This window comes from Luedemannella flava, assembly GCF_039528515.1.
Taxonomy (GTDB): Bacteria; Actinomycetota; Actinomycetes; order Mycobacteriales; family Micromonosporaceae; genus Luedemannella; species Luedemannella flava.
Map to the genome: position 1 here is coordinate 14,719 of NZ_BAAALT010000046.1, position 21,525 is coordinate 36,243.

General features: G+C 71.2%; 17 protein-coding genes, 1 tRNA gene and 1 riboswitch. Of the genes, 15 read left to right on the top strand and 3 right to left on the bottom strand.

The features are described 5' to 3' along the window. Positions 1–31: 31 nt before the first annotated feature. The 4 genes from ABD211_RS09300 to ABD211_RS09315 all read left to right on the top strand — a co-directional run bounded on the left by ABD211_RS09300 (position 32) and on the right by ABD211_RS09315 (position 4,474). Positions 32–103 (top strand) — tRNA-Thr (locus ABD211_RS09300). A 202-nt stretch (positions 104–305) separates the two neighbouring features. Then, positions 306–1,406, top strand: coding sequence for an ABC transporter ATP-binding protein (locus ABD211_RS09305; RefSeq protein ID WP_344128375.1), 1,101 nt, complete (start codon positions 306–308; stop codon positions 1,404–1,406). Between the two features lie 522 nt (positions 1,407–1,928). After that, a complete protein-coding gene (locus ABD211_RS09310; protein WP_344128377.1) occupies positions 1,929–3,788 on the top strand; it encodes an NAD-binding protein in 1,860 nt (619 codons plus the stop codon). After that, a complete protein-coding gene (locus tag ABD211_RS09315) occupies positions 3,785–4,474 on the top strand; it encodes a phosphatase PAP2 family protein (RefSeq protein WP_344128379.1) in 690 nt (229 codons plus the stop codon). The genes ABD211_RS09310 and ABD211_RS09315 overlap by 4 nt, the downstream gene beginning before the upstream one ends. On the opposite strand, the gene ABD211_RS09320 is transcribed toward ABD211_RS09315, so the two are convergent. Then, positions 4,464–5,252, bottom strand: a complete 789-nt coding sequence (locus ABD211_RS09320) for a DeoR/GlpR family DNA-binding transcription regulator (protein WP_344128381.1) — start codon at positions 5,250–5,252, stop codon at positions 4,464–4,466. The two genes, ABD211_RS09315 and ABD211_RS09320, sit on opposite strands and share 11 nt — an antisense overlap. A 116-nt stretch (positions 5,253–5,368) precedes the next feature. Between ABD211_RS09320 and ABD211_RS09325 the strand changes: the two genes are divergently transcribed. The 5 genes from ABD211_RS09325 (at position 5,369) to ABD211_RS09345 (ending at position 11,581) form a co-directional block, all read left to right on the top strand. Further along, entirely contained in the window at positions 5,369–6,334 is a 966-nt protein-coding gene (locus ABD211_RS09325) for an ROK family protein (RefSeq protein WP_344128383.1), read from the top strand. Next, positions 6,331–7,473 (top strand): N-acetylglucosamine-6-phosphate deacetylase, encoded by a 1,143-nt coding sequence (gene nagA, locus ABD211_RS09330; RefSeq protein WP_344128385.1) that lies wholly within the window; start codon positions 6,331–6,333, stop codon positions 7,471–7,473. Before ABD211_RS09325 ends, nagA begins: the two co-directional genes overlap by 4 nt. Before the next feature lie 16 nt (positions 7,474–7,489). Further along, positions 7,490–7,861 (top strand): DUF3263 domain-containing protein, encoded by a 372-nt coding sequence (locus ABD211_RS09335; protein WP_344128387.1) that lies wholly within the window; start codon positions 7,490–7,492, stop codon positions 7,859–7,861. Between the two features lie 70 nt (positions 7,862–7,931). Beyond that, complete coding sequence (locus ABD211_RS09340; RefSeq protein WP_344128389.1) at positions 7,932–10,760, top strand: alpha/beta fold hydrolase; 2,829 nt, start codon at positions 7,932–7,934, stop codon at positions 10,758–10,760. Continuing rightward, a complete protein-coding gene (locus tag ABD211_RS09345) occupies positions 10,757–11,581 on the top strand; it encodes an ABC transporter permease (RefSeq protein WP_344128391.1) in 825 nt (274 codons plus the stop codon). Before ABD211_RS09340 ends, ABD211_RS09345 begins: the two co-directional genes overlap by 4 nt. A 338-nt stretch (positions 11,582–11,919) precedes the next feature. Here the strand turns inward: ABD211_RS09345 and ABD211_RS09350 are convergent, their stop codons facing one another. Further along, positions 11,920–12,864 carry a glucosyl-3-phosphoglycerate synthase gene (locus ABD211_RS09350; RefSeq protein ID WP_344128392.1) on the bottom strand — a complete coding sequence of 315 codons (945 nt, stop codon included), beginning with the start codon at positions 12,862–12,864 and terminating at the stop codon, positions 11,920–11,922. A 64-nt stretch (positions 12,865–12,928) separates the two neighbouring features. Between ABD211_RS09350 and ABD211_RS09355 the strand changes: the two genes are divergently transcribed. Together ABD211_RS09355 and thrC are read left to right on the top strand one after the other, a co-directional pair. After that, positions 12,929–13,618, top strand: a complete 690-nt coding sequence (locus ABD211_RS09355) for a hypothetical protein (RefSeq protein ID WP_344128393.1) — start codon at positions 12,929–12,931, stop codon at positions 13,616–13,618. A gap of 62 nt (positions 13,619–13,680) precedes the next feature. Further along, a riboswitch (SAM riboswitch) is annotated at positions 13,681–13,811 on the top strand. A gap of 10 nt (positions 13,812–13,821) precedes the next feature. Beyond that, the gene (thrC, locus tag ABD211_RS09360) at positions 13,822–15,081 is read left to right on the top strand and encodes a threonine synthase (RefSeq protein WP_344128433.1); all 1,260 of its coding nucleotides are present in this window, start codon (positions 13,822–13,824) and stop codon (positions 15,079–15,081) included. A 360-nt stretch (positions 15,082–15,441) separates the two neighbouring features. Here the strand turns inward: thrC and ABD211_RS09365 are convergent, their stop codons facing one another. Then, the gene (locus ABD211_RS09365) at positions 15,442–15,912 is read right to left on the bottom strand and encodes a hypothetical protein (RefSeq protein ID WP_344128395.1); all 471 of its coding nucleotides are present in this window, start codon (positions 15,910–15,912) and stop codon (positions 15,442–15,444) included. A 61-nt stretch (positions 15,913–15,973) separates the two neighbouring features. Here ABD211_RS09365 and paaN point away from each other — a divergent pair, with 61 nt between their 5' ends. From paaN to groL, 4 genes are all read left to right on the top strand, one after another. Further along, positions 15,974–17,668 (top strand): phenylacetic acid degradation protein PaaN, encoded by a 1,695-nt coding sequence (gene paaN / locus ABD211_RS09370; RefSeq protein WP_344128397.1) that lies wholly within the window; start codon positions 15,974–15,976, stop codon positions 17,666–17,668. A gap of 183 nt (positions 17,669–17,851) precedes the next feature. Then, entirely contained in the window at positions 17,852–18,052 is a 201-nt protein-coding gene (locus ABD211_RS09375; RefSeq protein ID WP_344081076.1) for a cold-shock protein, read from the top strand. Positions 18,053–18,308: 256 nt separating this feature from the next. After that, a complete protein-coding gene (locus ABD211_RS09380; RefSeq protein ID WP_344128399.1) occupies positions 18,309–19,433 on the top strand; it encodes a hypothetical protein in 1,125 nt (374 codons plus the stop codon). Between the two features lie 413 nt (positions 19,434–19,846). Continuing rightward, a complete protein-coding gene (gene groL / locus ABD211_RS09385) occupies positions 19,847–21,466 on the top strand; it encodes a chaperonin GroEL (protein ID WP_344128401.1) in 1,620 nt (539 codons plus the stop codon). Positions 21,467–21,525 lie beyond the last annotated feature (59 nt).

The following is a 21,525-nucleotide window of genomic DNA, read 5'->3' on the forward strand; positions in this document are numbered from 1 at the left end:
GGGCACGCCTCACGTACGCTCAACGGGATCCGCCGGTGTGGCGCAGTGGTAGCGCAACCGCCTTGTAAGCGGTAGGTCGTCAGTTCGAACCTGACCACCGGCTCTCTATCGACTATTGTCTATCGAGGCATCACTGGCCGCCGAGGTCATGTCCCTCACACAGGGAACAGGGGCCGCCAGCTCGGGGGTTGGCAATAACGCCGGCGCCGTCTACGGTGGCATCCAGTGCAAATTGCCGTTACGTAACGGCGCCTTCACTCGGATCGTCCGGCACGTTCCTGCCGGTGAAAGGAAAGCATCCCCTCATGGCCTCCGTTACCTACGCGAAGGCGTCCCGGATCTACCCGGGCACCACCCGCCCCGCCGTCAACCAGCTCGATCTGCAGATCGCGGACGGCGAGTTCCTCGTCCTGGTCGGCCCGTCCGGCTGCGGCAAGTCCACGAGCCTGCGCATGCTCGCCGGTCTCGAGGAGATCGACCAGGGCGCGATCTACATCGACCAGACGGACGTCACCAACGTTCCGCCGAAGTCGCGCGACATCGCGATGGTCTTCCAGAACTACGCGCTGTACCCGCACATGACCGTGCGCGAGAACATGGCGTTCGCCCTCAAGCTCCGCAAGACCCCCAAGGCCGAGATCGAGCGCCGCGTCCGCGAGGCCGCCCGCCTGCTCGACATGGACGAGAAGCTCCTCGACCGCAAGCCGAAGGCCCTCTCCGGTGGTCAGCGTCAGCGCGTCGCCATGGGCCGCGCCATCGTGCGTGAGCCCCAGGTCTTCCTCATGGACGAGCCGCTGTCGAACCTCGACGCCAAGCTCCGCGTCCAGACCCGTGCGCAGATCGCCGCCCTCCAGCAGCGCCTCGGCACCACCACCGTCTACGTCACCCACGACCAGGTCGAGGCCATGACGATGGGCGACCGCGTGGCGGTGCTCCTCGACGGTGAGCTGCAGCAGGTCGACTCCCCCCGCGAGCTCTACGAGCGCCCGATCAACGCGTTCGTCGCCGGCTTCATCGGCTCCCCGGCCATGAACATCCGCACCGTCCCGCTGACCGACCAGGGCGCCGACCTCGGTGGCCTGCTGCTCCCGCTCACCCGTGAGCAGGTCGCGTGGGCCCGCGCCGACGGTGGCGGCAACCGCATCACGGTCGGCTTCCGCCCCGAGCACACCGAGGTGGTCGCCCCGACCGACGGCGGCATGCCGATCGTCGTCGAGCTGGTCGAGGAGCTGGGCTCCGACGCTTACGTGCACGGCCACGCGGCGATCAACGGCGGCAACGAGACCTTCGTGGTCCGCACCGACGGCCGCTACACCCCGCCGCGCATCGGCGAGACCGTGTTCGTCCGCCCGCGTCCCGGTTCGCACCACGCGTTCCACGCGGTGACCGGCGCCCGCCTCGCCTGACGCACCGCGCTAACCCGCCGTTCGGGCGGCTCCCCCTCGCGGGGAGCCGCCCGAACGCATTTCCGCCCCGACAGGCACCGGTCCACCCCGCGCCACAAGTGCCCATCCGGCGAGCCGCACGGCGGCGGAGCCCGCCAAAAGTGCGCTCTTGGCGGGAGCACGACGCCCCAGACCCGCCAAAAGTGCGCACTTGGCGGGAGCACGACCCGTCCGACCCACCAAAAGTGAGCACCTGGTGAGGGCGGGATGCGGCCAGGTCGCCAGAAGCTCACATGTGGCGGCTTCCAACGGCCCACGCCCCGCCACCTGTGCACATCTGGCGGTCCACCCCCGCAACCACCTCGCCACGTGTGCACATCTGGCGACACCGCCGCATCCCGCCCCCGCCACCTGTGCACATCTGGCAGCCCGTGGCCATCTCGCGGCCCGCGGCCCAGCAAGATCCCGTCACACCTCGCAGGGCGGGACGCCCGCCAACGTGGAGCACTGCCCGGGGAGGCGCGGAGTTACTAGGATCGCCGCGTGGCAGGCGAACCCCCGCAGCGCGACCCCGACGAGGATCCGGCTTTTCTGAGTGCCATCCGCAAGCGGGGACGGAGCTGGTCGCAGCAGTGGCGGGTGCTGCGCCGGGCCGAGGAGGAGCAGCTGGCGGACGCGACCAGCCGCCACGTCATCGTCTGCGGCGACGATCCCCTCGCCCACCGGCTGATCGACGAGCTGGTCAAGAGATATCCCGTGCGGGTCACCGCGATCATCAAAGACCGGCACCGCAACCACGGCCCCCGCATCTCCGCCATCGAGGGCATCGAGGTGATCGAGGCGGACGCCGTCGACGCGGCGACCCTCACGGCGGCCGGCGTGACCACCGCCGACGCGCTCGCGATCATGTATCAGGACGACGTCGGCAACATCCACGCGGCGCTGCTGGCGCAGGACCTGAACCCGCGCGTCCGCCTCGTCATCCGCATGTTCAACATGCACCTCGGCCGCGGCGTACGGGCCATGTTCAGCGACTGCATGGTGCTGTCCGACGCGGCGATCGCGGCGCCCGCGTTCGTGGCGGCCACCCTGGGCGAGGTCACGCCCACCCACATCCGGCTGCCGGGCCGCACGCTGTTCGTGGCCCGCAGATCCGACGTGCAGCCGGGCCAGGTCGTCTGCGGCCTGGCGACCACCGGCGGGGACGAGCCGGTCCTGCTGCCCGACGACGACGCGAAGGCGAACATCGTCCTGGCCACGGCGGCGACCCCGGCCGGGGCGGCCGACCCGATGATGCAGCGCCGGTGGCGCCGCCGCGCCGGCCGCATCGTGCGCAGCCCGCTGTCCGCCGTCGCGATGCTCAAGGTGCTGGCCGCCCGGCGGCTGTGGCGGCTCTCCCTGGTCCTGCTGGGGCTGCTGCTCGTGGGCAGCGCCCTGCACGCGCTCAAGGACGACCTGAGCCTGTGGCGGGTCGTCGACACGACGATCCTGATGGCGCTGGGCGGCGGTAACGACCCGGACTTCAACCAGCCGCTGTACCTGCAGATCGCCCAGCTCGTCGTCGTGGTCGCCGGGGTGGCGCTGATCCCGACCGTCACCGCCGCCGTCGTGGAGACGGTCGTGACGACCCCGTGGGACGCGCTGGCCACGCTGAGCTACTCCCGCCACGTGGTGGTGATCGGCCTCGGCAACGTGGGCACCCGGGTCATCCAGCAGCTGCACGACCTCGGCCTGCAGGTCGTCGCGATCGACAAGCACGAGGACGCGCGCGGCGTGGCGATCGCCCAGGAACTGAACATCCCGTTGATCATCGGGGACGCGAGCCGCGAGTCGACGCTGCGCCAGGCGAACCTCGGCGCGGCCCGGGCGGTCGTGGCGCTGTCCACGGACGACGTCATCAACCTGGAGGCGGCCCTGCACGCCCGCCGCGCCAACCCCGGCATCCGCACCGTCCTGCGCCTGTTCGACGGCGACTTCGCGGAGCTGGTGCAGAACGCGTACGGCAGCATCGTGTCCCGCAGCGTCTCCTACGTGGCGGCGCCCGCCTTCGCGGCCGCGCTGCTGGAGCGCGAGGTGGTCGGGACGATCCCGGTGGAGCGGCGGGTGCTGCTCGTCGCCGAGGTGCCCGTGGCGGCGCAGGCCCGCCTGGCCGGCCAGGCCGTGGGCCAGGTCAAACAACACCAGGAGGTACGCGTCCTCGCGCTCACCCCGGGCGGCGCGACGATCGGGGCGCCGGAGACGGTCTGGACGCCGCCGGACCACCATCGCCTGGACCCCGGCGACCGGCTGCTGGTGATCACGACCCGGGCGGGCCTGGGCAACATCCTCACGGACGCGTCGCCGCCGATGAGTGGCGGCGACGACAGCGCCGGTGGCCAGACGCCGGGTAGCGTGTTGGCGTGACGACACGGGGACGGGCGGCCGGCTGGTGGGTCGACGTCCTCATGGTCGCCGGCTTCGCGGCGACGACCGCGCTACTGGCGCTCCCGGCCGTACTCAATCTTGATCTTTGGGTGCGGGACTTCGCGGACGCGCACCGCCCGGCGGTGTTCGACACCGTGCTGCAGTGGGTCAACCGGCTCGGCAACGGTGGCCCGCTGGCCGTGATCACGCTGATCATCGCGCTGACCGTGGCCCGGCGGCGGCGCACGCTGTGGCCGGTCGCGCCCGTGGTGGCCGCGTTCCTCGCCATCGGATTCGTGATCATGCCGCTCAAGCAGTACTTCCACCGGGCCGCGCCGCACTCGGTGCTGCCTGACGACGTCGAGGTGCGGCTGTTCAGCCAGCCGGGGTTCGGCCTGTCCTACCCCTCGGGGCACGCGGTCAACACCATCGTCTGGTACGGCGTGATCGCCCTGCTCCTGGCCGGCTGGTTCGCGGCCCGCCCGGCCTGGCACCGCGCCCTGCGCATCGCCCCGCCGATCATCGTGGGCTTCACGGCCACCTACCTCGGCTGGCACTGGCTGACCGACATGGTCGCCGGCCTGTTCCTCGGCGTGCTGATCGACCGCGTGCTGATGCGGGTGTCGTGGCCGGGGCTGACCGAGCCGGCGCGACCTGAGCTTGTCGGGTCGGACGTCAGACCCTGATCACATGGACGCCCGCCGCCTCGAACCCGCGCACCTGCTCGTCCGTGGCGTCCGTGTCGGTGACCAGGCTCTCCACCCGCTCGATCGGGCAGACCCGGGCGAAGGCGTGCTGGCCCAGCTTGGACGCGTCGGCGATCACCACGACGCGGCGGGCCCGCGAGGCGAGCAGGCTGTTCATGGCGGCCTCGCCCTCGTGGTGCGAGGCGGCGCCCAGGGCCGGGTCGACCGCGTCGACGCCCAGGAACGCGACGTCGAGGGTCAGCTCGCGCAGGATGCCGGTGGCCAGCGGCCCGACCAGCTCGTACGACTGGGGGCGGACCACCCCGCCCGTCACGACGATCTTCATGCGGGACCGGACGAGCAGCTCGTTGGCGATGTTGAGCGCGTTCGTCACGACGGTGAGCTGGGCGCCGTCCGGGCCGGCGGTCGCGAGGTCGCCCCGGCTGGCCAGCGCCCGGGCCACCTCGGTGGTCGTGGTGCCGCCGGTGAGGCCGACGACCTGCGCCGGCTGCACGAGCGCCGCGGCGGCCGCGCCGATGCGCTGCTTCTCGGGCACGTGCTTGGCGGACTTGTAGCGCAGCGGCAGGTCGTAGGAGACCCCGTTCACGACGGCGCCGCCCCGGGTCCGGGTGATCATCTGCTGCTGGGCGAGCTGATCGAAGTCGCGGCGGATGGTCGCTTGGGAGACGTCGAGGCGCTCGGCCGCGTCCTCGACCGTGATTCTTCCGGTCTCGGTGAGCAGTTCGAGCAGCGCGTTCCACCGCGCGTACCGGTCCACACTGACCTCCTCGTCGCCGAATGCACAATAATGCGCGGTAGGGCTTGCTTCGATCAAGCTTTTGCGCGAAAACCCTCCGTGTCCGCCCCCCTTGACAGCCGGATCAGGTGCCCCCGATGACCCAGACAACCAGCAAAGATGTGGCCGTCGCCGTGGACGTCGGCGGCACCGGGATCAAGTGCGCGCTCGTGGACATGGCCGGCCGGGTGGTGCTGACCCGCCGCTTCGCGACGGGCCGCGAGCGCGGGCCCGACGCCGTGGTCGAGACCATCCTCGACGCGGCCGCCGAGCTGGCCGACGCGGCGAACGCCGACGGCCGGCGACCGGTCGCGGCCGGCGTGGTCGTGCCGGCCACCGTCGACGAGGCGGCCGGGATCGCCCGGTGGTCGGCGAACCTGGGCTTCCGCAACGTACCCCTGAGAGATCTCGTGTCGCGGCGGCTGGGCCTGCCGGCCGCGCTGGGGCACGACGTGCGGGCCGGGGCGCTGGCCGAGGCGCGCCTCGGTGCCGGCCTCGGCACCCGGCGGATGCTGTTCGTCGCGATCGGCACCGGCATCGCCAGCGGCTTCGCCCTCAACGGGCACATCGACCCGGGCGCGCACGGGGCGGCCGGCGAGATCGGCCACATCCGGGTCCGCAGCGGCCCGGACGCGCTGCCCTGCGGCTGCGGCGCGCGCGGCTGCGTCGAGGCGTACGCCTCGGCGGCCAGCGTCGCCCGCGCCTACCGGGAGGCGGCCGTGAGCGCCAACGGGCACGCGGACGTCAGCGCCGCCGACGTGGCGGCCCGGGTGGCGGCCGGCGAGCCGCTGGCCCGCCAGGTGTGGCACACCGCCGTCGACGTGCTCGCCGACGGCCTGCTCACCGGCATCGCGCTCTACGATCCGGAGGTGATCGTGCTGGGTGGCGGGCTGGCCGAGGCCGGCGACGCCCTGCTCGACCCGCTGCGCATCGCGCTGCAGGAGCGCCGCACCTTCCACGAGCTGCCCACGCTCACCCGGGCGGGGCTCGGCGACGAGGCCGGGTGCCTCGGCGCGGCGCTGCTCGCCCTCGATCTGATCACCACGGACGGAGCGCAGCCATGAAGGTACGCGGCAGCGTCGTGACCCCGACCGGCATCGTCAGCGACGGCACGGTCGAGATCGCCGACGGCCGCATCGTGGAGGTCGTGGAGAACGATCCGTCGGGCCGGCTGCCCGAACCGGGCGCCCCGGGCGCCGACATCTCGGCGGCCTGGGTGCTGCCCGGGTTCGTCGACATCCACGTGCACGGCGGCGGCGGGGCCAGCTTCACCACCGGCGACCCGGACGAGGCGGCGCGGGCCATCGCGTTCCACCTGGCGCACGGCACGACGACCATGCTGGCCAGCCTGGTCACGGCGCCGACGCACGTGCTGCGCGACGCGACGGTCGCGTTCGCCCCGCTGATCGCGTCGGGCGCGCTGGCCGGCATCCACTACGAGGGGCCGTACCTGTCGGCCGCCCGGTGCGGCGCGCAGAACCCCGCCCACCTGCGCGATCCCGACCTGGACGAGCTGTCGGCGCTGCTCGACCTGGGCGGCGTCCGCATGGTCACGATCGCCCCGGAGCTTCCGCGCGCCCTCGACGCGATCCGGCTGCTGGTCGAGCGGGGCGTGGTCGCCGCCGTCGGCCACACGGACGCCACCTATGAGCAGACGCTCGCCGCCGTCGGCGCGGGCGCCAGCGTGGGCACGCACGTCTGCAACGGCATGCGCCCGATCCACCACCGGGAGCCGGGGCCGATCGTGGCGCTGCTGCGCGCCGCCGGGGTCGTGTGCGAGCAGGTCCCGGACGGGATCCACCTGCACGACGGGATGCTGGGCTTCGCGGCCCAGATGGCCGGCGCCGCCCGGGTCGCTCTGATCACGGACGCGATGGCCGCGGCGGGCATGCCCGACGGCGCGTATGAGCTGGGCGGACTCTCCGTTCGCGTGGCGGGCGGCGTCGCGCGGCTCGCGACCAATGACGCCATCGCCGGCAGCACCCTGACCATGGACGCCGCATTCCGGCACACGGTGCACAGTGGAGTGTCGATCGTCGACGCGGCCGTCATGGCGGCCACGACGCCGGCCGGGGTGCTCGGGCTGACCGACGACATCGGCCTCATCGCCCCCGGCCGCCGCGCGGACCTCGTGTTGATGGACGAGGAACTGCAGGTCACGGGCGTACTTCGCGCAGGGGCTCCCGTTCTGTCGGGGGTGTGAACTAGCCTCTTCCCTTATGGATGCCGCAGACGCACACACCGGTCTGGACATCGATCACCTTCCCCGGGTCGGAATCCAACGCACCGACGCAGACGAGCTCGACTGGCCGACCGATATGGAGTCCGCCCCCGCTGAGGCCGACCCCGCCGCGCCGCCGGCCCTGACCGATCAGCAACGCGAGATCCTCACCTTCGAGCGACAGTGGTGGCGCCACGCGGGCGCCAAGGAGCAGGCCATCCGGGATCTGTTCGGCATCTCGCCGACGCGCTACTACCAGTCGCTCAACGCGCTGCTCGACAACCCGGCCGCCCTCAGCCACGACCCGACCCTGGTCAAACGCCTGCGCCGGCTCCGCGCCACCCGACAGCGGTCCCGCAACACCCGCTGAAGGTCACAAAATCCTGATCGGGGGAAACCACCGAGGCGACCCTGACCGACGACGTCGTAGCGTGGTGCCCATGCGTGTCGGGCTGCCCTCGGTCAAATTCACCCGCCGGCGGGTCATCGCCGGCCTAGCGCTGCTCGCGGGCCTCGGCGGGTTGATCACCTGGGCGGCCTGGCCGGCGCCGAAGAACTACACGGCGCACGCCGCGCGGCTCGACGTGATGACCGGGCCCGCCGGGGCCGAGAAGGTCACCCTGGACACCACGTTCTACGTGCCCGACGACGCCGACGCCGCGCACCCGGTGCCGGCGGTGCTGCTCGCGCACGGGTTCGGCGGCACGAAGCGCAGCGTCGCCACGGAGGCCGAGGACCTGGCGAACGCCGGGTACGCCGTGCTGACCTGGACGGCCGAGGGCTTCCCGGGCAGCACCGGCCAGATCCACCTGAACAGCCCGGACTACGAGGTCCGCGACGCGAGGTCGCTGATCGACTGGCTGGCCGCCCGGCCCGAGGTCGCCAAGGACCCCGGCGGCGACCCCAGGGTCGGCGTCGTCGGCGGGTCGTACGGCGGGGCGCTCGCCCTGCTGCTCGCCGGCCACGACCCGCGCGTCGACGCGATCGTCCCGATGATCACCTGGAACGACCTGTCGAAGGCGTTCCTCCCGGAGGCCACCGGCAAGCCGCAGAGCGCCGGCGTGTTCAAGAAGCAGTGGGCGGGCGTCTTCTTCTCCAGCGGCAACAGCTCGGGACGTGGTTCCGGCGGAGGCGGCCTGGCCGGCGCCCTGGCGGGCATCAGCGGCGACGACGAGGACCCGCCGCGCGAGGGCAGCCTCGGCGCCAGCCCCGACTGCGGCAACTTCGCCCGCGACGTCTGCGACACGTACCTGCGCATCGCCGCCACCGGCACGGCCACCGACGCCGACCTGGCGCTGCTGCGCCGGTCGAGCCCCGCCTCGATCCTCGACAAGATCAAGGCACCGACGATGCTCATCCAGGGCCAGGCGGACTCGCTGTTCCCGCTGACCGAGGCGGACGCCAACGCGCGCGGGATCGCCGCGAACGGCACGCCCGTGCACGTCGACTGGTTCACCGGCGGCCACGACGGCGGCGCCGGCCCGCAGGCCGACTCCGACCGGGGCCGCTACCTGACCGTCACGTGGCTCGACCACCACCTGCGCGGCAAGGGCGACGTGCCGGCCTCGCAGTTCACCTACTCCCGCATCACGGGCTTCAACACCAGCAGTTCCAACCGCCGGCCCACGACGTCGGCGTTCTCCCTGGAGCAGTACCCGGGCCTGGCCGGCACCGGCAGCACGACCGTCGACGTGGCGGGCCTCCCGCGGCAGATCTTCAACCCGCCCGGCGGCACGCCCGCGGCGATGTCCACGATCCCCGGCGCGAGCAGCCTGTCCAGCCTGATCAGCGGCGTCTCCCTGGAGGTCCCCGGCCAGCACGCCGACTTCCTCTCGCCCCCGCTGACCAGCACGCTCGACGTGCTCGGCACGCCCACGGTCACGGTCCGCGCGGCCTCCCCGACGGGCACGGCGGTGCTGTTCGTCAAGCTGTACGACGTCGACCCGTCGTCGGGCGCCAGCCTGCCGTTCGGCCTCGTCGCGCCCGTCCGGCTCACCGGCCTGCCGACCGACATCGCCAGGGCCACGCCGGTCACCGTGACCCTGCCGGCGATCGCGGCCCGGTTCGAGGCCGGCCACCGCCTCATGATCACGATCGCGACGACCGACCAGGGCTTCGCCACCCCCAACGACCCGACCGTCTACACCGTCGGCGTCGGCGCCGACGACCGCGCCACGATCTCGTTGCCGCTGGCCGCGGGCACCCCCATCGCGACCGCCGAGACGCTGTGGCGCTGGGTCCTGGTCGCCCTGGTCGCGACGCTCGCGGTCGGGCTCGCGGTGGTGCTCTACGTCGCGCGCCGCCGGCGCCACACCGCCGAGATCAAAGTCATCCCCGAGTACGAGCAGACGCCGCTCGTCGTGCGCGGCCTGCGCAAGGAGTACGCCGACGGCTTCGTGGCCGTCGCCCAGGTGGACTTCACGGTCGAACGCAGCCAGGTCGTCGGCCTGCTCGGCCCGAACGGCGCCGGCAAGACCACGTCGCTGCGCGTCCTCATGGGGCTGACCCGCCCGACGAAGGGCGAGGTGCTGATCTTCGGTCACAAGCTCACCCCGGGCGCCCCCGTCCTGAGCCGCCTGGGCGCGCTCGTCGAGGGCCCCGGCTTCCTGCCGCACCTGTCCGGCATCGAGAACCTCCGCCTGTACTGGCGCTCCACCGGCCGCCCCGACGCCGACGCGCACCTCGACGAGGCGTTGGAGATCGCCGGCCTCGGCGACGCCGTCCAACGCAAGGTCCGGACGTACTCCCATGGCATGAAGCAGCGGCTGGCCATCGCGCAGGCCATGCTGGGTCTGCCCGAACTGCTGGTCCTCGACGAGCCGACGGACGGGCTGGATCCGCCCCAGATCGCGGAGATGCGCAAGGTGCTGCGCGACTACGCGCGCGACGGCCGGGCCGTGCTCGTCTCGTCGCACCTGCTCGCCGAGGTGGAGCAGACCTGCACCCACGTCGTGGTCATGCACAAGGGCGAGATCGTGGCGAGCGGCGAGGTGGCCGACATCGTCGGCGACTCCCCCGTGGCCCAGTTCGACGTCTCCGACGTGCCTACGGCCGAGCGGGTGCTGGCAGACATCGAGGCGGTCCGGTCGGTCACCCGCGACGGGCGCTCCGGCCTCGTCGTGGACCTCGACGGGACGCCGCGCGCCGACGTGGTGAGCGCGCTCGTCGACGCGGGCGTCGGCGTGGACCGCGTGGTCCCGCGCCGGCGGCTGGAGGACGCGTTCCTGAGCCTGGTTGGCGGCAACACCCGAGCGAGTGGGGAGCGATGAACACCTTCAGCGTCGGCACCGAGCTGCGGCGCCAGGCGAGCCGGCCGCGGACCAGGTTCGCGCTCGGCTTCATGGTCGCGCTGCCACTGATCATCCTGGGCGCGTTCGAACTGGGCGGGGACGGCGACGACGACAACGGGCCGGGCGCGTTCGGCAGCCTGGTCGGCCTCGCCACGTCCGGCGGGCTGAACTTCTCCCTGTTCGTCCTGCTGGTCTCGATGTCGTTCCTGCTGGTGGTGGTCGTGGCGCTGTTCCACGGCGACACGGTGGCGTCGGAGGCGAGCTGGGGCAGCCTGCGCTACCTGCTGGCGATCCCGGTGCCGCGCGGCCGCCTGCTCGGCGTGAAGCTGATCGTCGCGCTGCTCTACTCGGGCCTCGCGATCCTGCTGCTCGTCGGCACGGCACTGGCGGCCGGCACGTTGCGCTACGGCTGGCACCCGCTGCGCTCCACGATCGCCGACGAACTGTCCCCGGGCGCGGGCCTGCTGCGCCTGATCGGCGCCGTCGGCTACATCTCGATCATGCTGCTGATCGTCGCGTCCCTGGCGTTCCTGCTGTCCGTGTTGACGGACGCGCCGCTCGGCGCCGTCGGCGGTGCGGTCCTCCTGCAGATCCTCTCCAGCATCCTCGACCAGATCACCGCCCTCGGCGCGCTGCGCAACCTCCTCCCGACCCACTACGCGAACGCCTGGCTCGGCTTCCTGGGCACCCCCGTCCAGACGGACGAACTGGTCCGCGGCACGATCACGTCCCTCCTGATGGCCACGACCCTGTTCGCCGTTGCCTTCTTCCGCTTCACCCGCAAGGACGTCACCAGCTGACCCGGACCAACGTTTGGCCACTTACGCGCATAACTCCCACCCCCGATGCCGCCCGTAACTGTCCATACCTCGGGGTCGGCACGGCCTGCTGCGTCCTGCCCGGCGTGTACGCCGCGCTCGCCAACTGCGCACATGTGGTGGATCGCGGATACACACGACCGCACATATCCACATCTGGCGGCCGCATGCGGCGAGTCGTGGGCGCGGCTTGCGCGGATGCCCCCGGCGTCGGCGTGCCGGCGCCAGCGGGCCTGATGCGGATCGCCCGCATGCCGTGCGCGTAGATCTTGGGACGAAACGGCCGCCAGGGCAGCCATTTCGTCCCAAGATCGGGTCGGTCAGGCGTGGGTGGGGCGGGTGGCGGCGTAGGCGGGGATCGTCAGCATCGGCGGGCGGTCGGGAAGGTCTACGTCGGTCGAGACTGGGACGACCTCGCCGGCCACGCGGGTGAACTGCGTCAGAGTCGACCATGGGCGCCGGTCGGGGGCGACGCGGCGGGCGACCGTGTGGAGGATCGTGGCCGCCATCCGGCCCAGGGCGGCCGTGTCCTGGTGGCCGTGGGTGCGCTGACCCAGGTCGACCTGGGCGACCGTGTCCAGGCCGAAGCGCTCCACCGCGTCGATGAGCAGGCCCGTCTCCACGCCGTACCCGGCCGCGAAGGGGAGTCGTTCCAGCAGGGTGCGCCGCGCCGCGTACTCCCCGGCAAGGGGTTGGACGACGCCGGCCAGCGACGGCAGGAACGCGTTGAGCAACGGCCGCGCCAGCAGCTCGGTGACCCGGCCGCCCCCGGCGGCCGACACGTCGAGCAGCGGCCGGTCGTAGAACGCCTTCACCATGCCCACCGTGTGGTCCGTGAGCAGCGGCCCGAGCAGCCCTGTGACGTAGTGCGCCCCGAAGTCGGTGAGATCGGCGTCGACGTAGACGAGGATGTCGCCGGTCGTGACGGCGAGCGCCTTCCACAGCACCTCGCCCTTGCCCGCGAACGAGCCGCACTCGGGCAGGACGTCGTCGCGGTGGTGGACGGTGGCGCCCGCCGCGGCGGCCACCTCGGCGGTACGGTCGGCGGAGCCGGAATCGATCACGATGATCTCATCGACGAGGCCGGTGGCCTCGGCCAGCTCGCGGACGCCGGCGACGATCACGCCCACGGTGGGCTCCTCGTCCAGCGCCGGCAGGACCACGCTCACGGTGGTGTCGCCCTTCGCCGCGACGAGCCGGTCGACCGGCCAGTCCGCCGCCGACGACGTCCTGGCACGGAACCAGAGCGCCGCGGCCTCGTGCACACACCCACGCTATCCGGTGGGGCGGACTGGCCAACGGAGGGCGCGGGGTCTAGCGTGCCAACTCGTGGACGCCTGGGCACCGGAAGAGAACCTCAACATCGGCAAGCGCCGTGCGCAGCGCATGAAGCGACGCATGGAGGAGAAGCGACCCGTGGCGTGGACGCTGCGGATCCTCGTGGTGCTCGTCGTGCTGGCGCTGGCCGGCGGCGCGGTGTGGTGGTTCACCCGGCCGAGCGGCCTGGCCACGCTGCCGCCCCAGGCGCTGGACACGCCCGGCGGCTTCCGGTCGGACATCGGCGAGGACAACACGGTCACCGTGGGCGTCACCATCACGAACACGGCCACCAAGCCCGTCACGGTGGGCAGGGCCCGCATCGTCGCCCCGCCCGGCGTGAAGTCCCTCTCGGTGGGCCTCGTCGCGGCCGGCGACGGGAACGCCGGCTTCGAGCTGAACGGGGACGTCCCGAAGGGTGGCGAGCTGACGCTCACGCCCGGGCAGGCCGCGATCATCGTCGGCCGGTTCACGGTGACGTGCGGCACAGTCATCGCCTCGGCGGAGCCCACCGACGAGCAGATCTTCGCGACCGTGCAGGTGGACGGCGAGTCGCGCGAGGAGGAGCTGGACGTCCCCGTCGTGGGCGATATGCCCTGGTTGACCGCGACCGCCCAGCGCTCCTGCCTCGACCCCGTCCCCACCGGGGACCCGGGCGGGCCGCTCAAGCCGCTGCCGAAGGCGACGGAAGGCACGTCGTAAATACGGGCAGCACCCCGTAGAATCGGCGTGACGCGCGTCCATCGAGGCGCGGACAACTGAATAACTCATCCAGAGGGGCAGAGGGAACGGCCCGATGAAGCCCCGGCAACCACCCGCGAAGCGCGCGACGAAGCGTGCCCGGGCAGGTGCCAAATCCGGCCCACGATGACGCAAGGCGTGGGAAAGATGAGAAGGAGACCTTCATCGTGACCACATCCTCAGCCGCCCGCTGTCTGGTCTGTCGCAACTGCGGCACCGAGACGCCGCTGCGTCCCCAGCACGCCTGCTACGAGTGCTTCGGCCCGCTCGAGGTCGCCTACGACAACGACGCGCTGGGCAGGGTCACCCGCACGGACATCGAGGCCGGCCCGAACAACATGTGGCGCTACGCGCCGCTGCTGCCCGTCGGCCAGGAGGCCGCGGCGCGCGTCACCCTCGACCCGGGTCTGACCCCGTTGGTACGTGCGGACGCGCTCGCCGACGAGCTCGGCATGACCGGCACGGTGTGGGTCAAGGACGACTCGGCCAACCCGAGCCACTCCTTCAAGGACCGCGTGGTGTCGGTGGCCCTCACAGCCGCCAAGGGTTTCGGCTTCACCCGCTTCGCCTGCGCCTCGACCGGCAACCTGGCCAACTCCGTGGCGGCGCACGCGGCCCGCGCGGGCGTCCCGTCGATGGTCTTCATCCCGTCCGACCTTGAGTCGGGCAAGGTGCTCACCACCGCTGTCTACGGCGGCGACGTGGTCGCCATCGAGGGCTCGTACGACGACGTGAACCGGCTGTGCTCCGAGCTCACCGAGACCGACGAGTTCGAGAAGACCGCGTTCGTCAACGTGAACCTCCGCCCGTTCTACGCGGAGGGCTCCAAGACGCTCGGTTACGAGGTGGCCGAGCAGCTCGGCTGGCGCATCCCGGCGCAGGTCGTGATCCCGATGGCGTCGGGCGAGCTGCTGACCAAGGTCGACAAGGCGTTCGCCGAGCTGGTCGAGATCGGCCTGGCCACGGCGCCCGAGGGCGGCTGGCGCGTGTTCGGCGCCCAGTCCTCCGGCTGCAACCCGATCGCGGTCGCCCTGCACAACGGCGCCACGGACATCATCCCGGTGAAGCCGACCGGCATCGCCAAGTCGCTCAACATCGGCGACCCCGCCGCCGGCCTGTACGCACTGGAGTCGGTCCGCCGCACGAACGGCTGGATGGAGTACGTCGACGACGACGAGATCCGGGAGGGCATCCGCCAGCTCGCCCGCACGACCGGCATCTTCGCCGAGACGGCCGGCGGCGTGACCACGGCGGTGCTCGGCAAGCTGGTCAAGAGCGGCAAGCTCGACCCGACTCTCGAGACGGTCGTCTTCAACACGGGCGAGGGTCTCAAGACGCTGGACGCGATCGAGGGACGCGTAGGGCCGACGTACCAGATCCGGCCATCCCTCAAAGCGGCTCGCGAGGCTCAACTGATCGGGTGATTTTTTAGCCGCCGCACACGATGAGTAGTGTTCACGTCCACGCGGGGTGCTTGCAAAATGCAAAACACAACCGCCAGACCGTAACTCTCGGTAACTAAATCGGAATGCAGCGGTTAAGCAACACGCTGGAAACCCTTGACGGTACTGGTGGATGAGCGCAGGATGCTTTCCGCGGGAGGTTCACCGCCGCGCAACCGACACTCCGGTTTGGAGCTGACCGGCGGCGTGTAGTTCCGGTGCGTAGGCCTCGGCGCGTGCGATCCTCCCGACCAACTTCCGGTGAAGGCCCCGATCCCTGATCGGGGCCTTCACCGTTCTCCCCCACCCGCCCCATGCCGGGGGCAACAGTCGACTTCCGCACTATGGAGCGCGGGCCGGCGGCTGGCGGCGGAGGCGGGTGGTCAGGGTGTGGATGCGGCCGAGGGTGGGGAGGTCGCGGTAGCCGCCCGAGGCCAGGCCGGCGTGGCGTTCGAAGGGGTTGCGGGCGCCGTACTCGCCGGTGCGCCACCAGGACCAGCCGCACGACAGCCAGTACGCGGGGAAGAACAGCGGGCCGAGCACCGCGTACTGCGTGACGTGGCGCGTCTCGTGGGCCAGCAGGTCCCGTCGTTCGGGGTCGACGAGAAATCCCTCCGGCCGCCGCGTGAAGATGACCGAACCGACCGTGAAGCACGACTGCGCCGGGACGGGCAGCCGGTACCCGCTGGCGATCAGCACGCCGTCCGGACCCCGACGCGGCCGGACACGCGCCACGAGGCAGATGCCGAGCGCGACCAGGCTCGTCCCGTTGACCCACGTGAGGGCGGCGCGCGCCGCGTGGCGGGGAGCCATGCGCCAAGGGTGCCACGGTGGCCGGCACGCCACGAGTCGCGCGGAGGTGCATGATGTGGGGATGACGCAGGCAACGGCGCCCGCCATCAACGACCTGACCGCCCGCCACCGCGAACGGCTCGACGGGGCCCTGACCGCCCTCGCGACCCGCGACTACTGGTCGGCGTTCCCCGAGTCGCCCAGCCCCCGCGTGTACGGCGAGACGGCCGCCGCCGACGGCGACAAAGCCTTCCGGGCCCACCTGGACGCGGACTTCCCGCTCGACCAGCCGGGCACGAACGGTCGGGTCGCCCCCGAACGCAGCCCCTACGGCGTCGAGCTGAACATCCGCTACCCGCACGCCGACCCGCAGGCCCTGTTGCGGGCGGCCCTGGACGCACTGCCGGCCTGGCGGGACGCGGGCCCCGACGAGCGCGTCGGCGTCTGCCTGGAGATCCTCGACCGGCTGCACCAGCGGGTCTTCGAGCTGGCGTACGCGGTGCAGTTCACCACCGGCCAGGCCTTCGTCATGGCGTTCCAGGCGGGCGGCGCGCACGCCCTGGACCGGGCGCTGGAGGCGATCGCGGCCGCCTACAGAGCGATGACCGACGTGCCGCGGAACGCGCACTGGACAAAGCCCGCCGGCAAGGGCGACCCGCTGCGGATGACCAAGACGTTCCAGGTGGTGCCGCGCGGGGTGGCGCTGGTCGTCGGCTGCAACACGTTCCCGACGTGGAACTCGTGGCCCGGTCTGTTCGCGTCGCTGGCCACCGGCAACCCGGTGATCGTCAAGCCGCACCCGGGCGCCGTGCTGCCGCTGGCGATCACCGTCGCCGTGGCCCGGGAGGTGCTCGCCGAGGCGGGTCACAGCCCCGACCTGGTCGCGCTGACGGCCGAGGACCGGGGCGAGGGCCTCGCGTCGGTCCTGGCCACAGACCCCCGGGTACGCCTCGTCGACTACACCGGTTCGACGGAGTACGGCGACTGGCTGGAGGCCCACGCCCGGCAGGCGACCGTGTTCACCGAGAAGGCCGGCGTCAACACGGTGCTGGTCGACTCGACCGACGACTTCGCGGGGATGTGCCGCAACCTGGCGTTCTCGCTGACCCTCTACAGCGGACAGATGTGCACCACGCCGCAGACGATCCTCGTCCCGGCCGGGGGCATTGCCACGGACGCGGGCCACAAGACGTTCGAAGAGGTGTCCCGGGGTGTGGCCGACGCAGTGGCGGCATTGACCGCCGACGACGCGCGGGCGGTGGAGTTGACGGGCGCCATCGTCAACGACGCCGTCCTCGAACGGGTGAACAGTGCCCGGTCACTGGGCACGGTGCTGCTCGACTCGCGCGTACTACATCATCCGAACTTCGCGGACGCCGTCGCGCGTACGCCATTGGTGGTATTGCTCGACGCGGACGCGGAAGCCGCCTATGGCGCGGAATGGTTCGGACCGATCGCGTTCATTGTGCCGACGGTCGACACCGCGCGGAGCATCGCCATTCTGCGCGACATCACTAGTGCCAAGGGCGCGTTGACATCATTGGTGTACAGCACAGATAACAAGGTGATCGACGAGGTCACGCGTGCCGCGCTGGATGTCGGAGTGCACCTGTCCATCAACCTCACGGGCGGCGTCTTCGTCAACCAGTCGGCCGCATTCTCGGACTTCCACGCAACGGGCGCCAACCCCGCGGCCAATGCCAGCCTGACCGACGGAGCCTTTGTTACCAACCGCTTCCGCATTGTGCAATCACGAAGCCACAGCACAACGCCTTAGGTCTGTCATAAAACTGAGACCGGGCAACGCGTACTGTCCGGTTTGCGGCGCTGCGCGTCGCGCGCTGCTCGTGTAGCGTGCGAGTTCGGTTGACACCTTGCGTTCCCCTCAGGGCCCGCTGAGGTTTCGACCGCCGGCGATTCGACCGCTTCGCCGGGGTACGTTGAAGTGAGGAAGTGCACCGTGGCACAGGGCACCGTCAAGTGGTTCAACAGCGAGAAGGGCTACGGCTTCATCGCGGTTGACGGTGGGCAGGACGTTTTCGTCCACTTCACCGCTATCGAGATGGACGGCTACAAGACGCTGGACGACGGCGCGCGCGTCGAGTTCGAGATCGCCCAGGGGCAGAAGGGCCCGCAGGCAGAGAAGGTTCGCCTCATCTGACGTCGAACGGTGATGCTCGATCGGGGCACCGCGCTCACCCCAAGCGTCGGTGCCCCTCGTCTTTGCCGGGCGTCCCATTCGGACAGACGGTCCTGTTCATCGCGCACGTGACGCTGGCCGTCGCGGTGCCCGGGACGCGGTGCGCTTTTCGGGCCGGGCATTGCACGGTGTTGCCATGGGCCGCCACACTCACGGGCGTTGACAATCTTGTCGGCGGCGTGGGACGCCGGCGACCCCGACGGAGGCACACACCCCCATGACGTACCCACCCCCCGGGCAGGCCGACGACCCGTACGAGCCGCCTACCAACATCACGCCGGCCGCCCCGGATCCGGGCTCGTACCCGCCGCCACCCCAACCCGGGTATCCGGCGCCGCCCCCGGGGTACGCGCCGCAGCCCCCCGGCTACGCGGCCCCGCCGCCACCCCAGCCCGGCTACGCGGCGCCGCCGCCTCCGCCCGGCTACACGGCCCCGCCGTCCGGCTACACCACCCCGCCCGCGGGGTCGTACGCGGTCCCGGCGGGATACCAGAACGCGGGCGACCCGCTCGTGCCCGGCGGCCCGGACTTCAGCTCCTGGTTCGCCAAGGTGCAGGAGGTCGCCAAGCGCAGCTGGAAGTCCGCCCTCATCATCACCGGGCTGGGCATCTCGGTGCCGATGGCGGTTGTCGCCGTCATCCAGCAGTTCGCGATCGGCGCGTGGACCTTCTCGGTGCTGGACTTCGACTCGACGGCCACCGCCGTCGGCAGCCTGCTGGGCGGCTTCCTCGTGCTGCTGCTGCTGTACGTCGGCGTGGCGTTCATCGCGTCGGCGGCCTGGGCGGCCGGCACGTGGGCCATCGTCCAGGAGGCCGGCACCGGGCAGAGCGCGAACGTCGGCGACGCGTTCCGCTACGGCATGTCGCGCGCCATGCGGCTGTTCCCCTGGACGATCCTGTTCGGCCTCGCGGTCGGCGTCGGCACGGCCTGCTGCGTCCTGCCCGGCGTGTACGCCGCGTTCGCGTTCAGCATGTACGGCTTCGTCGGGGTGTTCCAGCGGGGTGAGAACCCGGTCGGCGGGTCGTTCCAGCTGGCCCACTCCGACTTCGGCCCGAACCTGGGCAAGATCCTGATCGCGTTCGTGCCGTACGTGATCTTCGGGTACGTCGTTCCGTTGATCTTCGGCATCATCGGGGTCGCGGCGGCCGGCGCCGTGGGCAGCTCGATCGACCCCGGATTCGGGTACAACGCCACCCTGGGCATCATCGACGGCATCGGCACCCTGATCGGGGCGGTGGGCTACGCGGGCATGCTGCTCGCGCTCCTGCCGACATACGCCCAGCTGCGGGCCAGGCAGGCCCCCACGTCGACGGCCAGCCTGGGGCACGAGCTCAACTCCTGAGCGCGCGCCGGTAAAGAACAATTGAATAATCCGATTTTGGCGGTCATGGCCCTGTCCATGACCGCCAAAATCGCTTCATGGGTACGCCGCGGCGCAGCCGTGATCACGGCTACGCTCCCGGCGGGCCGCTTGCACTCGGGTAGGCAGAGTGCTAAACAAGTCATTGGCACTCGCCTAGGCTGAGTGCCAGGACCCCACGGCCCGTGCCGAGGGGTCTCTGGTCGGGGCGGTGGGGCGCCGAGGGCCAGACCGGACGCCGGGGACGGCGGTCGGGCTGGCGCGAGGAGCCGGTCGTCGCGGGCTTATCCGGCCCGACCTACGCAAGTGACCGGCACAACCGGTCGCTTTCGAAGGTGCGTAAAGGTCAGGCGGCTACGGCCGTCGCGACAGACTGTCCAGGAGGACAACGCCGAATGGCCAAGATTATCGCGTTCGACGAGGAGGCCCGCCGCGGTCTTGAGCGGGGCATGAACATCCTCGCCGACGCCGTCAAGGTGACCCTCGGCCCGAAGGGCCGCAACGTCGTGCTCGAGAAGAAGTGGGGAGCCCCCACCATCACCAACGATGGTGTGAGCATCGCCAAGGAGATCGAGCTCGACGACCCGTACGAGAAGATCGGCGCTGAGCTGGTCAAGGAGGTCGCCAAGAAGACCGACGACGTGGCCGGCGACGGCACGACGACGGCGACCGTCCTGGCCCAGGCGCTGGTCCGTGAGGGCCTGCGCAACGTCGCGGCCGGTGCGAACCCGATGGGCCTCAAGCGGGGCATCGAGGCCGCCGTCGCCGCCGTGGCGGAGGAGCTCGCCAAGCTCGCCAAGGATGTCGAGACCAAGGAGCAGATCGCCTCCACGGCTTCCATCTCGGCCGGCGACACCACCGTCGGCGAGATCATCGCCGAGGCGATGGACAAGGTCGGCAAGGAAGGCGTCATCACCGTCGAGGAGAGCAACACCTTCGGCCTCGAGCTCGAGCTCACCGAGGGCATGCGCTTCGACAAGGGCTACATCTCGGCCTACTTCGTCACCGACGCCGAGCGCATGGAGGCGGTCCTGGAGGACCCCTACATCCTCATCGTCAACAGCAAGGTCGGCTCCGTGAAGGACCTGCTGCCGATCCTGGAGAAGGTCATGCAGTCGGGCAAGCCGCTGCTGATCATCGCCGAGGACGTCGAGGGCGAGGCCCTGTCGACCCTCGTCGTCAACAAGATCCGCGGCACCTTCAAGTCGGTCGCCGTCAAGGCGCCCGGCTTCGGCGACCGCCGCAAGGCCATGCTGCAGGACATCGCGATCCTGACCGGTGGCCAGGTCGTGTCCGAGGAGGTCGGCCTCAAGCTCGACGGCGTCGGGCTCGACCTGCTGGGCCGCGCCCGCAAGGTGGTCATCACCAAGGACGAGACGACGATCGTCGACGGTGCCGGCGACGCCGACCAGATCCAGGGTCGCGTCAACCAGATCCGTGCCGAGATCGAGAAGTCGGACTCGGACTACGACCGCGAGAAGCTGCAGGAGCGCCTGGCGAAGCTCGCCGGCGGTGTCGCGGTCATCAAGGTCGGCGCGGCCACCGAGGTCGAGCTCAAGGAGCGCAAGCACCGCATCGAGGACGCCGTTCGCAACGCGAAGGCGGCCGTCGAGGAGGGCATCGTCCCCGGCGGTGGCGTGGCGCTCGTGCAGGCCGGCAAGACCGCGTTCGACAAGATCGACCTGGTGGGCGACGAGGCCACCGGTGTGCAGATCGTCAAGGTCGCGCTCGACGCCCCGCTGCGTCAGATCGCCGTCAACGCCGGCCTCGAGGGTGGCGTCGTCGTCGACAAGGTGCGCAACCTGGAGGCCGGTCACGGCCTCGACGCCGCCTCGGGTGAGTACGTCGACCTGCTCAAGGCCGGCATCATCGACCCGGCCAAGGTGACCCGCTCGGCGCTGCAGAACGCCGCGTCGATCGCCGCCCTGTTCCTCACCACGGAGGCCGTGGTGGCGGACAAGCCGGAGAAGGCCGCCGCGCCGGCCGCCCCCGGCGGCGGCGAGATGGACTTCTAGGTCCTTCGCACTAAAACGCCTCAGAAAGGGCGGGCCGTTATACGGCCCGCCCTTTCGCA

What these genes read in the sequence shown, in the direction of transcription:
- paaN (WP_344128397.1), top strand. Translation starts at nt 15,974, where the DNA reads ATGACGCAGGCAACGGCGCCCGCCATCAACGACCTGACCGCCCGCCAC.
- ABD211_RS09305 (WP_344128375.1), top strand. Translation starts at nt 306, where the DNA reads ATGGCCTCCGTTACCTACGCGAAGGCGTCCCGGATCTACCCGGGCACC.
- nagA (WP_344128385.1), top strand. Translation starts at nt 6,331, where the DNA reads ATGAAGGTACGCGGCAGCGTCGTGACCCCGACCGGCATCGTCAGCGAC.
- ABD211_RS09365 (WP_344128395.1), bottom strand. Translation starts at nt 15,912, where the DNA reads ATGGCTCCCCGCCACGCGGCGCGCGCCGCCCTCACGTGGGTCAACGGG.
- ABD211_RS09345 (WP_344128391.1), top strand. Translation starts at nt 10,757, where the DNA reads ATGAACACCTTCAGCGTCGGCACCGAGCTGCGGCGCCAGGCGAGCCGG.
- ABD211_RS09340 (WP_344128389.1), top strand. Translation starts at nt 7,932, where the DNA reads ATGCGTGTCGGGCTGCCCTCGGTCAAATTCACCCGCCGGCGGGTCATC.
- ABD211_RS09325 (WP_344128383.1), top strand. Translation starts at nt 5,369, where the DNA reads ATGACCCAGACAACCAGCAAAGATGTGGCCGTCGCCGTGGACGTCGGC.
- ABD211_RS09380 (WP_344128399.1), top strand. Translation starts at nt 18,309, where the DNA reads ATGACGTACCCACCCCCCGGGCAGGCCGACGACCCGTACGAGCCGCCT.
- ABD211_RS09335 (WP_344128387.1), top strand. Translation starts at nt 7,490, where the DNA reads ATGGATGCCGCAGACGCACACACCGGTCTGGACATCGATCACCTTCCC.
- groL (WP_344128401.1), top strand. Translation starts at nt 19,847, where the DNA reads ATGGCCAAGATTATCGCGTTCGACGAGGAGGCCCGCCGCGGTCTTGAG.